The organism is Acinetobacter sp. USHLN143, assembly GCF_037145695.1.
Classification (GTDB): domain Bacteria; phylum Pseudomonadota; class Gammaproteobacteria; order Pseudomonadales; family Moraxellaceae; genus Acinetobacter; species Acinetobacter fasciculus.
Window position 1 is genome coordinate 1 of sequence record NZ_JBBCWZ010000016.1, and the last position, 15,506, is coordinate 15,506.

At 43.1% G+C, this 15,506-nt stretch carries 11 protein-coding genes and 1 pseudogene; 5 read left to right on the forward strand and 7 right to left on the reverse strand.

What is annotated here, in order from left to right; genetic code table 11:
• The first annotated feature begins 256 nt into the window (after window positions 1-256).
• Both hpaI and WFH18_RS06410 read left to right on the forward strand, forming a co-directional pair.
• Window positions 257-1,046, forward strand: a pseudogene (gene hpaI, locus WFH18_RS06405) (4-hydroxy-2-oxoheptanedioate aldolase).
• A gap of 681 nt (window positions 1,047-1,727) precedes the next feature.
• Window positions 1,728-1,946: a hypothetical protein gene (locus WFH18_RS06410; protein ID WP_004279847.1), complete on the forward strand. Its 219-nt coding sequence runs from the start codon at window positions 1,728-1,730 to the stop codon at window positions 1,944-1,946.
• 28 nt (window positions 1,947-1,974) lie between these two features.
• Here WFH18_RS06410 and WFH18_RS06415 read toward each other — a convergent pair whose 3' ends face one another.
• Window positions 1,975-2,694: a UDP-2,3-diacylglucosamine diphosphatase gene (locus WFH18_RS06415; RefSeq protein WP_004646748.1), complete on the reverse strand. Its 720-nt coding sequence runs from the start codon at window positions 2,692-2,694 to the stop codon at window positions 1,975-1,977.
• Between the two features lie 111 nt (window positions 2,695-2,805).
• Window positions 2,806-3,315 (reverse strand): peptidylprolyl isomerase, encoded by a 510-nt coding sequence (locus tag WFH18_RS06420; RefSeq protein WP_004279844.1) that lies wholly within the window; start codon window positions 3,313-3,315, stop codon window positions 2,806-2,808.
• 422 nt (window positions 3,316-3,737) lie between these two features.
• Between WFH18_RS06420 and WFH18_RS06425 the strand changes: the two genes are divergently transcribed.
• Together WFH18_RS06425 and WFH18_RS06430 are read left to right on the forward strand one after the other, a co-directional pair.
• On the forward strand, window positions 3,738-5,465 hold the full coding sequence (locus tag WFH18_RS06425) for a glutamine--tRNA ligase/YqeY domain fusion protein (protein ID WP_004279842.1): 1,728 nt from the start codon (window positions 3,738-3,740) through the stop codon (window positions 5,463-5,465).
• Between the two features lie 69 nt (window positions 5,466-5,534).
• On the forward strand, window positions 5,535-6,446 hold the full coding sequence (locus WFH18_RS06430; protein WP_004646751.1) for a bestrophin family protein: 912 nt from the start codon (window positions 5,535-5,537) through the stop codon (window positions 6,444-6,446).
• Window positions 6,447-6,529: 83 nt separating this feature from the next.
• Here WFH18_RS06430 and WFH18_RS06435 read toward each other — a convergent pair whose 3' ends face one another.
• From WFH18_RS06435 to putA, 4 genes are all read right to left on the reverse strand, one after another.
• Window positions 6,530-7,090 (reverse strand): lecithin retinol acyltransferase family protein, encoded by a 561-nt coding sequence (locus WFH18_RS06435; RefSeq protein WP_026055785.1) that lies wholly within the window; start codon window positions 7,088-7,090, stop codon window positions 6,530-6,532.
• Window positions 7,091-7,482: 392 nt separating this feature from the next.
• Complete coding sequence (locus WFH18_RS06440) at window positions 7,483-7,707, reverse strand: hypothetical protein (RefSeq protein ID WP_004279838.1); 225 nt, start codon at window positions 7,705-7,707, stop codon at window positions 7,483-7,485.
• A 243-nt stretch (window positions 7,708-7,950) separates the two neighbouring features.
• Window positions 7,951-9,033 (reverse strand): tRNA (uridine(54)-C5)-methyltransferase TrmA, encoded by a 1,083-nt coding sequence (trmA, locus tag WFH18_RS06445; protein WP_005263041.1) that lies wholly within the window; start codon window positions 9,031-9,033, stop codon window positions 7,951-7,953.
• 184 nt (window positions 9,034-9,217) lie between these two features.
• Entirely contained in the window at window positions 9,218-12,973 is a 3,756-nt protein-coding gene (gene putA / locus WFH18_RS06450) for a trifunctional transcriptional regulator/proline dehydrogenase/L-glutamate gamma-semialdehyde dehydrogenase (protein ID WP_004646755.1), read from the reverse strand.
• A 118-nt stretch (window positions 12,974-13,091) separates the two neighbouring features.
• Here putA and WFH18_RS06455 point away from each other — a divergent pair, with 118 nt between their 5' ends.
• Window positions 13,092-13,586: an Lrp/AsnC ligand binding domain-containing protein gene (locus WFH18_RS06455; protein ID WP_004279833.1), complete on the forward strand. Its 495-nt coding sequence runs from the start codon at window positions 13,092-13,094 to the stop codon at window positions 13,584-13,586.
• Between the two features lie 79 nt (window positions 13,587-13,665).
• Here the strand turns inward: WFH18_RS06455 and putP are convergent, their stop codons facing one another.
• Window positions 13,666-15,174 (reverse strand): sodium/proline symporter PutP, encoded by a 1,509-nt coding sequence (gene putP, locus WFH18_RS06460; RefSeq protein ID WP_004646756.1) that lies wholly within the window; start codon window positions 15,172-15,174, stop codon window positions 13,666-13,668.
• Between the last annotated feature and the right edge of the window lie 332 nt (window positions 15,175-15,506).

Here is a 15,506-nt window from a genome sequence, read left to right on the forward strand (position 1 = left end):
AAAAGAATTGGGATTCAGCCGCAGGTTGAAACTTAATACGAGATCAAAGGGGTCAATTTTACTTCGCCATTTTTAAGGTAAAAGGGGTCAATTTTAAAATGCCGTTGACAAAAGCCTGTTTTGAGATGATCTTGAGCTGGATTCAAGCAAAACTTAGAGTTAAATCAGATTAAAATCCAGTTTTTGTCTATTGGCACTTTTAAGCGAGAAGCGTTTAATAAGAGGCATCGCCAGCAACATGCAAATAGGTTAGCGGATGCAAGTGACCAATTACTTTAAACACAAACTGAAAACCCAGCAGCAAATCGGCTTATGGATTGGCAGATGCCTATGGAACCGAGATTGCGGCAAATGCAGGTTATGACTGGCTGCTGATTGATGGTGAGCATGCACCCAGTGATTTGAGAACGACTTTGTCGCAACTGCAAAGTATTGCTGCTTATCCCTCGCAAGCAGTAGTACGACCACCCATTGGTAGCGTACAACTGATCAAGCAACTCCTTGATATCGGTGCACAAACGCTGTTGATTCCGATGGTAGAAACCGTGGAACAGGCCGAACTCATGGTCAGGGCAGTCCGTTATCCGCCTGAAGGAATTCGTGGCGTTGGTGCTGCACTGGCACGTGCCACCCGCTGGAACAGCATTCCAAATTATTATCAGACGGCACATGAAGAAATCTGTTTATTAATCCAGATTGAATCGGTCACAGGACTTGAAAATCTGGATGCTATTCTTCAGATCGACGGGATTGATGGCGTGTTTATTGGCGCCGTTGATCTATCTGCCACTATGGGTTATCAAGGTGATCCGAATCATCCTGAAGTACAAAAAGCTGTAATTGATGCAATCCAGCGGATTCGTTCTGCAGGCAAAGCTGCAGGAATTCTGTCAACCCAGCATGAAGTGACGCAAAAATATATCGAACTTGGCACTGAGTTTGTAGCAGTGGGCGTAGATACCAGTATTTTGATGAATTCCTTGCGTGATCTATTGGGGAAATATAAAAAGGATATCAATGTGATTAATCCGACTAGCGGTTATTAATCAACAAGAGATTCTGAATGAATAGCTTGCTTAGATTTTTAGTTTATTTTTAACCGGAAATTCTTTAGATGAGCTATTCATTCAGCCATAAGAAAATCATAATGAACCTTCAAGATGCAGAACAATTTTTACAAGAACAGCAGAACATCTTAGAGAACCAACGTCAGCAAAAAACTAGACGAGTGCAACAAGCCTTTTTTATGATTCACGTACTGTTTGTAGCCTTAAATGCTATTCTCTTGATCCTAAATTATCAAAAGACGGGAGAGTGGAACTTGCTGTACCTCGGGCTGAGTTTCATGTCTCTAATATTGATTTTAAGGTATTTAAAGACAGGTTTTGTTTATCAACGGAAATGAAGTAACGTTAAAATGAATTTTAGATCATAAAAATCAAAAGCCTAATAATTAACAAAGCATGAAAAAAGTTCTTAAAAATCCCATTCTATTGTCATTACAATGTAATTTTGCTTTTGCTGGATAAATAGCTTACACTGGCTGCACTTCAAGCAAGTACTGTTCTTGCTTCTATTATTATTTTAAGCTGATTGTGATGTACTTTTTAGTTCAAGTATTTGAACTCAAATAAGATCTACTAACCATAGAACTATTATGTAAACTAGGTTGTTATTAATCTCTCTCCATATAGTCACAAAAAGCTCATATCGTGTGAGTAAATATTTTGATCAAAATCAATGAATGGCATATTGCCACTGCCGCTGATGGCAATGAAATTAACGTGAAACTGGTTCCATTAAAGCGCAAGCAAAATACAATGGACGGTTTTATCTGGGTTGAGGTCGGTAAAATGATTCAATTGCCAACGGGTGAGGAATTTCAGTTCAATCTCGATGGTAAAAGTTTCTATACTGGGGTAAACCAGCTTTATCGTCTGTGTTAAGCAGATCAATATCGTAAAAAGTGGCTGATTAATATCGCCACTTTTTTAGTTTCAGGGTATCAAAACTTTGATCTTCCTGAATTTCCAGAATCTCTGCACTGTCTTCTTTCCAGTCGCCTAGTACAATTCTTCTTTTCTGGGCTAACTGATGAATGGCTGCGCGATGCGTATGACCATGGATTAGTACATCTACATCCTGTAATGCCAGCTCAACTGCATGTGGGTTGACGTCCATCACTTCATAGCTTTTAAACTGTTGTGCCTGATGGCTTTGTTGACGAAAGCGGTTGGCTAGTCTGGTTCGAAATGAGAGAGGGGTTTTTCTTAAGAAGCCAAGTAGCCAGGGATGACGAATAATCTTTTTAAAACGCTGATAGGAGACGTCATCGGTACATAGGGCATCGCCATGTTCCAGGCGAAAATGTGTTCCGGCAATGATTAGCTGATCGATTTCGGGAAGAAGCTGCCCGCCAAATCGAGCTAAAAATTTACTTCCTAAGACAAAATCCCGGTTGCCGGCCTGAAAATAGACTTGATTCCCAGCCTGAGTAAACTGTTTTAATGCAGTGACAATTTCGTCCAGCCATGGAGAGGTATAGTCATCACCAATCCAGGCATTGAACCAGTCACCCAGAATATACAATTGGGTATTTTGATTTTGATATTCAGTTAATAAATCTAAAAACCCCCGAACAAGTCGAGGGTGATCAGGTGACAAATGTAAATCTGAGATAAACAGATAGGTCACGAATCTTTTCCTTTTATTCCTCTCTAGATCCCTCATTCATATGAGGGATTTTCCATTACACTGTTTTAAAGTGTTGCTTTAAAACTCATAAAAGAACGGAGAGGACGTTTTTTATTCAGAAATGATTTTTGCAGATTCGATTACTACGTTTTCTAGAGGAACGTCAGCGTGGTAGCCACGGTTGCCAGTACGTACGTTTTTGATTTCGTTCACAACGTCCATACCTTCAACGACTTTACCAAATACGGCATAACCCCAACCTTGAGCAGTTTTGCCAGAGTGGTTAAGGAATGAGTTGTTTTTCACGTTAATGAAGAACTGAGCAGAAGCAGAGTGCGGTGCCTGAGTACGCGCCATTGCAATCGTACCTTCGTCATTGGTCAAGCCGTTGTCTGCTTCGTTTTCGATTGCATCACGTGTTGCTTTTTCTTTGAAGTTTTCATCCATGCCGCCGCCTTGGATCATGAAACCATCAATAACACGGTGGAAAATTACGCCGTCATAAAAACCGTCACGTACGTATTCTAAAAAGTTAGCTACGGTTTTAGGTGCTTTTTCAGCATTGAGTTCTAGAACAATACGACCTTTATTGGTGTTTAATTCGACTTGAGGAAAACTCATTGTGTAATCTCCTGATCATGGACGAGTGCCATGGTTTTTTCTGAATGAGTGAAGCATAAGCAAACTACATTCGACAAGGCAAGTAAAAACATTATTTTCTTTGTTAAAAGCATAAAAATAATACCTTATTTATACGTTGATTTATCAAGGCATTTCAGATATTGCCCTATCAGGTACCCTATTTTGAATTGGCGTAAATTAATGATTTTACTGCTTGTACAAGCACTGATATTTTAGTTTCAGGCAACTCGCCGTATTTTCATTTTTTAAAATGGGTGAATTGAAATCAAATACCATAGTTAGCGGTTGAGAGATTATTCACCTCTAGTTAAACTAAGGAACTTTGATAATGAATATGCGTACAACCTGTGCGATTAAATATTCGTTAATCCCTTTTTAACTTTAGAAGTGAATGATTGATCATGAAGCCAAATGATGTTGTGACATCTCTGCCCGAGAACCCGACCCAAAAGAACAATGCAGTCGATTCAGTGCAGCAGCAAGAACAACAACCGGGCTTGGACTTTGTACGTCAGGTCATTACCGATGATTTAGCCGCTGGTCGTACTCAACAGGTGGTGACGCGTTTTCCGCCTGAGCCGAATGGCTATTTACATATTGGCCATGTGAAAGCAATTTGCTTGAACTTCGGAATTGCTGAAGAATTTAAAGGTGTGTGTAACCTGCGTTTTGACGATACCAACCCGGATGCCGAAGAGCAGGAATATGTGGATGGTATTGCCAATGATGTGAAATGGCTGGGTTTCCAATGGGAAGGCGAGCCGCGTTATGCATCAAGCTATTTCGATCAACTTTATACCTGGGCAGTTCAGCTGATTGAGCAGGGCGATGCCTATGTGGATTTGCAAAGCCCTGAAGAGATCCGTTTAAACCGCGGTAATTTCGTTGAGCCAGGCAAGAACTCGCCACAACGCGATGCAACGGTTGCAGAAAACCTGGAGCGTTTTGAGAAAATGCGCAGCGGTGAATATGCAGAAGGTCAGGCTGTATTACGTGCCAAGATTGATATGACTTCACCGAACGTGCATATGCGTGATCCGATTCTGTATCGTATCCTGCATTCTGAACACCATCAGACTGGCGATAAATGGAAAATTTATCCAATGTATGACTATGCGCATCCATTGTCTGATGCGATTGAAGGCATTACGCATTCACTCTGTACCCTGGAATTCCAGGATCATCGTCCGTTCTATGATTGGGTAGTGGCAAAAGTTAAATCACCATCCGTGCCACGTCAGTATGAATCGAGCCGTTTGAATGTGGACTATACCATCACCTCGAAACGTAAATTACGTAAACTGGTGGAAGGTAGCTATGTTCAGGGCTGGGATGACCCACGTATGCCAACTGTAGTCGGTATGCGTCGTCGTGGTTTCACACCTGAAGGTCTACGTGATTTCTGTCAACGTGTCGGTGTATCGAAAGTTGATGGAAGTATTGTCGATGTAGCTATGCTGGAATACTGTATTCGCCAGTCTCTGGAAAATACTGCCGCTCGTGGTATGGCTGTGTTAAATCCATTAAAAGTGACTTTAACCAACTTGCCAGCCGATATGGACCTGACCCATTCACGTCATCCGAATGTCGATATGGGCGAGCGCGTTATTCCATTGACGACTGAGCTGTATATTGACCGTAAAGACTTTGAAGAAGAGCCACCAAAAGGCTTTAAACGTCTGATTCCAGGAGGTGAAGTTCGTTTACGTCATGCCTATGTCATCAAATGTGACGAAGTCATTAAAGATGAAAATGGTGAAGTGGTTGAGCTGAAATGTTCGATTGATCCTGAAACTTTAGGTAAAAATCCTGAAGGTCGTAAGGTGAAAGGCGTGATTCACTGGGTATCTGCGACAAAAGGCGTTCCTGCGGAAGTGCGTATTTACGACCGTCTGTTTACTGAATCTGATCCTGAGGTGGGCGATGACTTCTTGGCAAACCTGAACCCTGAATCATTGAAGGTAGTTCAGGCCGTGATTGAGCCTGCTTTGGCACAAGCACAACCGGAAGACCGTTTCCAGTTTGAGCGTGAAGGCTATTTTGTGGCTGATCAATATGATCATTCCAGCGAAAAACCGGTATTCAACCGTATTCTGGATCTTAAGGACAGCTTTAAACCAGGCAAATAAGCTGGTTTAAGTCAGAATGTAAAAAGCCCAACTCTGGTTGGGCTTTTTCAATACAGCAGGGAAAATTGCATGATTGTGCGTGATAAGAATAATAGTTTGGGCTTACTGTTTGCCTGGCAGGGAACGATTCTGCCCAAGGTGCTGCCCGCATTGGTTTTGGTGGTTTTTATTTCCGCTTTACTAGTGTATTTGAGTCAGGCGCATTTCGTGAGCCTTCCTGCTGTCCCGGCAATTGGCTTTACCATTTTTGGTGTCATTCTTTCGATCTTTCTGAGTTTTAGAAATACGGCCTGCTATGATCGCTGGTGGGAAGGGCGCAAGCTTTGGGGTGCGTTGATTGCAACCACGCGTCATTTATGCCGTGACAGCCATGTGCTAGATGATCAAATCCGTGAAGTTTTGCTATATCGCATGATGCTGTTTACCCATCTATTACGTGATCGGCTGAGACAGCAAACGCCCAGTATTCAGGCTTATGAAGCCACTGCCGGTTTTGAACCCAAGTCATTTGAGCAATTGCCCATGCAAATCAATCCATCCCAATGGGTGCTGGAACAGATGCAAAAAGAGCTGGTGCAGCAATATAAGCAGGGCAAGATCAGCGATATTATTTATAATAACCTGAATCAGCACACTGTGGCTTTGGGAGATATTCAGGCTGGTTGTGACCGGATTTTGTCCACGCCATTACCATTTTCTTATTCGGTATTGTTACATCGTGCGGTTTATTCTTTTTGCTTTATCCTGCCTTTCAGTTTGCAGGCAAATTTAGGCCTGTGGACACCAATTCTGGTTGGATTGATTGCCTATATGCTACTCGGGCTGGATGAACTCAGTGCGGAACTGGAAGAGCCCTTTGGCTTGCAGGACAACGATCTGCCGCTAGATTCAATTGTGCGACTGGTCGAGCGGGAAACCCTAAGTTCTTTAGGTAAAGCACTACCTGAGGCAATTCAAGCCAGAAAAGGCTATTTGACTTGATTCCTTATCAACATCATCAAAATGTAAAACACGAACTTAAAATTTCTTGCTCACAAAAAATCATCGGCAGGCTGAGCTTTAAATTAACGATGTTTAAGATTGGTCAGGTCTGACACTTTGGTTTTAGCCTGATCTTGCAATTCACGGTATTGTTGCAAACGCAGATTGGCTTTATCTCTGAGTTTTTTCTTGATGTACAGCGCCAATGCGAAACTGGTCGTGGTCAGGGTCAGGAACATGCTGTTCATAAAACTCATCATCGAGCTGATATAACCAATCGTGGTCAGGCGATTCATCATATAAATTACTTGCGGGCTACTTTCCACACCGGTAATCGCCCAGGTACACAAATGTTCGCAATTATTAATAATCAGATGATAGTTGTTTTCATGCATTCTGGACCGCATGCGGCGCACCACTTTACGACCTTTATATTTTGCCGAGTCATAATGTTGCATATGAATTGGTTTGCCATGACTGAATTTTTCAATAGAAGTTATTTCAATCGGGCGTTTCTTGAATAAATGCGCAAAGCCGGAATAATGAATGACACGACCACGTCCGGCGTAAATCCCATGATGGGTATAACCGAAATGTTTAACCATAAGATGTGCGCCTATGGGAAACCGTTTAGTCTGTTGCATATCAGAATTAAGCCATTTAAAAAAGCATTGTCGTTTAATAGGAAGTGTACTGTGTTTTGCTAAATTAATCGATGCCTTGCCTGAGTTTCAGATCAGAATTGAAGAGTTATTAAGCCAAGTTTTAAAGGAGCTAGAAGAGAGCAGAATTTAGAACATATTCTTCTGATAAAGGTTTTAAATAGCCTAAGCAAGTACTAAAATTTCTGCAAAATCACAAGCATGGATCAAGGAAGTCATTCAACATTTTCTGCCTGATCCCTGAAGCTTTTAAAGTTGAAGTTAATAAACTATGCTGAAATAGAGAAGACCAAACCCTTAAACTAAACTTTCAAGCATAAAAAAAGCACCTGACTACGCAAGTGCTTTCTTTATACGGCTGTAACCTTGGCCGATTACTGCAATGGCAAGTGCTGAAGTTCATTCAGTTCTTTGCGGCTATAGCCGCGAGATACAAGAACCTTTTTAATTCCGATGATGATTTCTTCATCAGTAGCTTTAGAAAGTGCTTCAAGAAGCTGTTCATTTGTCTTGCAAGAGCAATCATTTTCAACACAAGCAATTTGATTCTTGTGTTCATTGTGTTGTTCATGAGAAAACAACTTTTGCCAAAAACTCATAGAGCCTTCATACAACAACCTAACATAGAGTGAAATATAGCCAATTAAATAAATAAAGCAATAGGACCTATGTGATAAAAGCAGCAGTCAGGCTAGAAAATTTCCGATTGAAGCCTAAAGGTCTAACGATATTTCTTGCTGTACAAGTCAATATTTATTATTAAATACATGATTTATAGTATAAAAAATGGAGCTTCAAAAAGCTCCATTTTTGTAACAATATAATAAATTGAAACAAATTCTTTATACTTTTTCCAACAATACACCCGTTTCAACATGATGTGTATACGGGAACTGGTCAAACATGGCGAACTTGCTGATTCTATGCGTTTGAGACAACTGTTTCAGATTGTCATATAAGGTATTTGGATTACAAGAAATGTAAATAATACGCTGGAAACGCTGTAACAGTTTCAGCGTTTCATCATCAATACCAGCACGCGGTGGATCGACAAATACCGTATCAAAATCATAAGTCGAAATGTCAATTTGTGCTTCCTGCAAACGACGGAAAACACGTTCGCCATTATAGGCTTGAGTGAATTCTTCGGCAGACAGACGCGCAACCTGAATATTTTCAATCTGGTTCTGCTCAATATTCCACTCAGCTGCATAAACTGAAGATTTGGCTAATTCAGTGGCCAAAACACGGCGGAATTTGGTCGAAAGCGGCAGGGTAAAGTTCCCATTGCCACAGTAGAGTTCCAGCAAATCTTTATCTGATTGTTCCGCTGCATCACATGCCCATTCCAGCATTTTTTGACAAACTTGTGCATTGGGCTGGGTGAAGCTGCTTTCGATCTGCTTATATTTATAGTGACGATCAAAAACAGACAGTTCTTCCACCACATATTCATCAGTCAGGACGAATTTCTGGCCACGGCTTCGGCCAATCAGTTTAATATTCAGTTTTTCCGCCAGTGCTTTTGCTGCAGGTTCCCAGCTTTCATCCAGCTTGCGGTGATAAATCAGGGAAACTAGGACTTGGCCACTTAAAGTCGCCAGAAAATGGACTTCAAATAGACGATGACCCAGATTGGCATCTGCCTTGAATGCTTCAAGTAATTGTGGCATCAAGTCATTAATGCTGCGGTCTGCAATTGGAAATTCATCAATACGAATGACTTTTTTATTGTTGTTCTCGTCACGTTCGAACATGGCATAAAACAGATCATCTTCAGTATGCCAGATCCGGAATTCAGCACGCATGCGGAAATATTTTTCAGGAGACTGGAATACTTCTAAAGCAGGTGGTTGATATTCGGCAAACTGAGCGCTGATGCGTTCAATTTTGGCTTCAAGTTGTTGCTGATAAGATGAAGTCATATGCAGTAAGAAATCGCAAATATTTTAAAGCGCAAATGGTAGCAAAAAATTGCCGATCTGCCTAAGCCTATTGTAGTCAAGCCGCTTTAAAAGCTGCATAAAAAAGACCAAACCTTCTGAGGAGAGAGGTTTGGCCATAAAGAGGAAAGATTTAAGCTAAAAATGCTGAGATGATTGGACTGATTTAGAGATTATCCATCGTCATCAAGCTGGCATTGCCGCCTGCCGCCGCCGTATTGATACTGATCGCGCGTTCAATCACAAATCGCTCGACCGGAATATCATAGTTGCCCGAACTTAAATGGGTGATACCAATAATTGGACCTTGGCGTGTTGCAATGCGTTTCTGCAAGTCAATCAGTTCAGTAGTGTCACCATGATGCAGGACGGCCTCAAATACACCTGTTTCAATATCCCGGACCACTTTAAATTGCTTGCTAACCGCGGCTGGCATGGTTGGTAAATATTTCAGAATAAAAGTATTGTTTGCCAGTACCGCAGGACGACTGCCAACCGATAAAATCGCCAGAATTTGCTGAATCTGGTCTTGATCCCTATGTGCTAACGAGAGAACGCTTTCACGTGGCAAGATCATGTATTGATTTTCCTCGCCAGTTGGGCCTTGCAGGCTAAAGCTTTGACCAGTCGCAATTTGCATAGGCGCTTTTAAAGATAAAGTTGGGAAAGTTTTAGCTACCCAGGCTTTAAACTCCTGAACAAGTTTATGTTCAACAAGTGCTGGCTCAGCTTGAGCTGCATAAGGCTGAGCCAGTTTTTTCTCGGATACTTGATGCATTAAACGATAGATATACAACGGGCCACCCGCTTTCGGGCCGGTGCCGGACAGACCTTCACCACCAAAAGGCTGGACGCCCACGACCGCACCAACGATATTGCGGTTGATATACAGGTTGCCGACTTCCGCTCGTGCAATCACGGTTTGCATGGTTTCATCAATACGCGTGTGCAAGCCCATGGTCAGGCCATAACCCTTGCTGTTGATCTGATCTAACAACTGTTCCAGTTCGCCATATTTATAGCTGATCAGATGCAGTACCGGGCCAAACACTTCACGTTCCAGATCATCCAGATTTGGAAGTTCAATCAGGGTTGGTGCAATGAATGTTCCTGGAGTTAATTCAGTCTGGTCCTGATTAAACATCAACTGATGAACTGTATGACCTTTGCTGCGCATCTGCTCGATATGCTTTTGGATATTTTGCTGGGCTTCTGCATCAATCACTGGACCAATATCGGTTTTCAGCAAGACCGGATTGCCAACGCGCAACTGTTGCATCGCACCTTTGAGCATGCTGCGTACGGCCTCCAGATTATCTTCCTGAACACAGAGGACACGCAGGGCAGAACAGCGCTGACCGGCACTGTCATAGGCAGAGCTCACAACATCCAACACCACCTGTTCAGTCAATGCAGATGAATCCACAATCATGGCATTTTGACCACCAGTTTCAGCAATCAGGGTGACGCTTTCTCCAAACTGGTTTATTCGTTCTGCCACGGTTTTTTGTAGAATTTGGGCGACCTCGGTGGAACCGGTAAACATGATGCCCTGAATACGTGGATCTGCACTGAGCTGTGCACCAATGGTTTCACCACGGCCCGGCAATAGCTGTAACACATCCTGCGGAATGCCGGCTTCCCATAAAATCTGTACGGCTTGTGCTGCAATGAGCGGTGTTTGTTCAGCCGGTTTGGCAATCACGGTATTGCCAGCGACCAGCGCTGCTGAAATCTGACCGGTAAAAATCGCCAGCGGGAAGTTCCATGGACTGATACATAGTACAGTACCTAAAGGCTGGATCTGTACATTGTCACTGAGATCCAAAACTTGAGCTGCATAGTAACGCAAGAAATCTACCGCCTCACGTACTTCGGCAATCGCATTGGCATAGGTTTTACCTGCTTCGCGAGAAAGAAGAACCATGAGCGGAAGCAAACGCTGTTCCATCAGTTCTGCGGCTTTATTCAGGCAGGCAGCACGCTCATTTTTTGGCAGATTGGCCCAGAAACTTTGTGCATTAACTGCTTGAGTGAGTGCAATTTCAGCCTGTTCAGAAGTTGCTTCATAGACTGTGCCGACCACATCCTGATGGTGTGCTGGATTGATCACTGGAACTGCATGGGGCGTATCCACGCTGCTAAATGCCGTTCCCATAGCAGCTGACTGAAATTGCGTATTTGCCAGACTGGATGCGACTTCATTTAAAATACTGAGTTCAGCATCATTGGCCAAATCGAGTCCTGAAGAGTTCAATCGTTCATCGGCATAAAGATCTTGCGGATAGGGAATATGCGGATGCTTGGCACCCAATACGCTTTCCTGTTTTGACGCCTTTAAAATGGTTTGCTGTGGATTTTCAATCAAATCTTCAATTTTCAAGGTTTTGTCAGCAATACGATTGACGAAGGAGGTATTGGCACCATTTTCCAGTAAGCGGCGCACCAGATAAGCCAGCAAGGTTTCATGATTGCCGACTGGCGCATAGATCCGGCATGGTACACCGAGTTTATTTTTCGATGGATCGCCCACGACATTTTCATACAGTGGTTCGCCCATGCCATGCAGACATTGGAACTCATATTGGCCGGCATAATACTGCTCAGGTTGTGCCAGCTGATAGATCGTCGCTACCGTTTGTGCATTGTGAGTGGCAAATTGTGGGTAGATATAATCCGGTTCAGCCAACAGCTTACGCGCACAAGCAATATAAGACAGATCCGTATGCACCTTACGAGTAAATACCGGATAATCTGACATTCCATCAATTTGGGCTTTCTTGATTTCGCTGTCCCAATATGCGCCTTTGACCAGACGAATCATCAAGCGTTTCTGGCTGCGCTTCGCCAGATCAATGATGTAATCCACTACATAGAAGCAGCGTTTCTGATAGGCCTGAATCACAAAGCCAATGCCTTTCCAGTCCTGTAATTGTGGTTCAAAACACAGGCGTTCTAACAGTTCAAGTGAAATCTCAAGGCGATCACTTTCTTCAGCATCGATATTTAAACCAATATTGTATTGCTTGGCCAAGACCGCGAGTTTCAGTACTTTTGCATAGAGCTCATCATGCACGCGATCCATTTGCGAACGCTGATAACGGGGGTGCAGCGCAGAGAGTTTGATAGAAATGCCAGGCCCGTCATAAACATCCTTATCCTGCGAAGATTGACCAATGGCATGAATGGCTTGCTGATAATCCTGATAATAACGTTCAGCATCCGGATCGGTCAGTGCTGCTTCACCCAGCATGTCATAGGAATAGCGAAAGCCTTTTTCTTCCAACGGTTCGGCATTTTTCAGGGCTTCATCAATGGTTTCACCCGTGACAAACTGCTCGCCCATCATGCGCATGGCAACATCGACAGCCTTACGGATAATCCCGCGGCCACTGCGTGCCAAAAGACCGGTCAATAAGCTAGACAGGCTTTTTTGCTGTGGGGTTTCCATCAGCTTGCCGGTCAGCATCAGTCCCCAGGCTGCTGCATTCACAAACATCAATTGGCTCTGGCCCAAATGTTCTTTCCAGTTACCTTGATTGATTTTGTCACGGATCAGCAGGTCACGTGTGGCTTTGTCCGGAATCCGCAGTAAGGCTTCTGCCAGACACATCAGGGCAATGCCTTCCTGAGAAGATAAAGAAAATTCCTGCAATAAGCCTTGGACAATACCGGCTTTCCCAGTGGAACTTTTGCGTTCACGTAAGGAATGTGCGAGATCAAAGGCAAGCGCCTGAATCTTGTCACTCATCTCGGAAGAAATTTCACTATGGGCCAATAACTCTTCGACGCATTCAGTTTCTGCACGACGCCATACCGTATTAATACGTTCTTCGTATTGGTTTTTGTGTTTAAATTCAGCAATATAATTTGAGTGCTGGGCTGAATCTAAAATTGAATCTGGGCGGAGAGTGGTTGGCATAGTGACTTCCTGTACTGCGTCAATCAGTTCTTTGAGGTGAATGAGTTTTAATCTATAATCACAGAATATTTGACGAATATCTCACTATAGTTTTCGCTTTTTTTAGAGAATAATTCTAATGCCAAGTCCTTATTTGAACCTTGACCGTATAGATATTCGTATACTGGGTTTATTGCAATCCGATGCCAAGCTATCCAATATCAAACTGGCTGAACTGGTCAATTTGTCGCCTACAGCAGCCTTGGCGCGTGTACAAAAGCTGACCCGGGAAGGTTTTATTGTGGGCTATGAAGCGCGCCTCAATCCAGTCATGTTGAATAATGGTTTTGTGGTCTTTGTTGAAATTTTATTGGATAAAACCACGCCGAATGTTTTAGATGAATTTTCCCATGCTGTGCGGCAGATTCCTGAAATTATCGAGTGTCATATGATCAGTGGCGGGTTTGATTTCGTGGTAAAAATCCGCTGTGCCAATATGGATGAGTTCCGGAAAATCTCTGGTCAGATCTTGTGGCAATTGCCCGGAATTAAAGAAACGCGCAGTTATCCGGTGATGGAAGTGATTAAAGAAAGTCAGCAGATCCATCTGAAAATGCCGGGAAAAGCCAAGTAATTTTCAAGAACTTCATTTGTGAATCTAAGAAACATAAAAGGGACGATTAAGTCCCTTTTATGTGCAAGAAAAAAGGTGATTATTTTTTCATTTCTGCCATTTCTTTTTGATACTCGGCTTTAGCCATTTCAAAGCGTTTGACCACATCAGCACTCGGTGCTTTATCCAGCAGGCTGACGATGATAATGCTGAGGGTGGCCAGAATAAAGCCTGGAATGATCTCATACAGACCGGTATCACCCATATAATTTTTCCAGACAATTACAGTCATGGCACCAACCACCATACCCACAATTGCGCCGTTGAGGGTCATTCGTTTCCAGAATAGCGACAAGATAATCAGCGGGCCAAATGCAGCACCAAAGCCCGCCCAGGCATAAGCCACCAGACCCAAAACCTTACTGTTCGGATTAATCGCCAGTGAAATGGCAATTAGGGCAATCACCAAGACCATGCCGCGACCGACCCAGATCAGTTCTTTTTGTGAAGCATTTTTACGCAGGAAACTCTTATATAAATCTTCGGTCAGGGTGGTTGAGCAGACCAGAAGCTGACAGCTCAAGGTGCTCATAATTGCCGCCAAGATAGCAGCCAGAATGATTCCGGCAATCCATGGATTAAACAGGATTTTGGTCAACTCCATAAATACCGTTTCAGGGTTTTGATTCACCACCGAAGCCAATGCGGGATTGACACTGAAGTAGGCAATACCGATATAACCGGCAGCCACTGCACCGCCTAGGCATAGAATCATCCAGGTCATGCCAATACGGCGTGCAGCAGGAATGGTTTTGACCGAATCTGCTGCCATAAAACGCACCAGAATATGCGGCTGACCAAAATAACCCAAGCCCCAAGCCAGACTGGAAATAATCGCAACGGTGCTTAAACCTTCAAGCATGCTTGAAGCATGTGGGCGAGCCGATTCAAGGATGACACTCACTTGCTGGCTGTTGTCGCCCAGAGCCAAGAAGGTAATGATCGGAGTCAGCAATAAGGCAAAAATCATCAAACCGGCTTGGAATGTATCTGTCCAGCTGATCGCCAAAAAGCCACCAATACAAACATAAAGAATCGTCGCCATCGCACCAATCACAAGCGCTGTGGTGTAATCCCAGCCAAACAGGCTTTCAAACAGTCGTGCACCTGCGACCATGCCTGAGGCACAATAAATTGCAAAGAACACCAGAATCACCAAGGCAGACAAGACCCGTAAAATACGTTTACGATCGGAAAAACGGCTAGTGAAATAATCCGGCAAGGTTAGAGCATTGTTCTGATATTCAGTATGGGCGCGCAGTCGACCTGCCACGAGTAACCAGTTCAGCCATGCACCGATAATCAAACCGATCGCAATCCAGACTTCTGACAGACCAGACAAGTAAATGGCTCCTGGAAGACCCATCAACAGCCAGCCACTCATATCCGATGCGCCCGCCGAAAGTGCAGTGACGACACTGCCCAGACTCCGTCCACCTAGAATATATTCGTCAAAATTGGAGGTGGCACGATAAGCATATAAACCGATTGCAATCATGGCGATAATATAAAACATGAAAGTAATCAGGGTGGGGTTTAAAGAAGTCATGGGCAGGTCATCCTGTAAATATGGAAATCATCGTCCAAGATGATTTTTTGTACTGAGATTGCAAGGAGGTGATTCAAGCATGGTTTAAAAATTACACTCTGTAACAATTACACAGCTTTTATGTATACCTATTGTAAATAGAGTAGTAATTCACTGAAATTGAATTAGGAATAACTTGAGCGGATAAAAGGCAATACGACGTCGAATTCAGGGGAAAAGTGGAAATTTTGAATAAATAATGAAAATATTTGAATCTTAGCCAATTGCTTACACAATCTTACAAAACTCACAGCTTTAGCGTATTGGTAATAAATCGTAGCAAATCTAGGTTA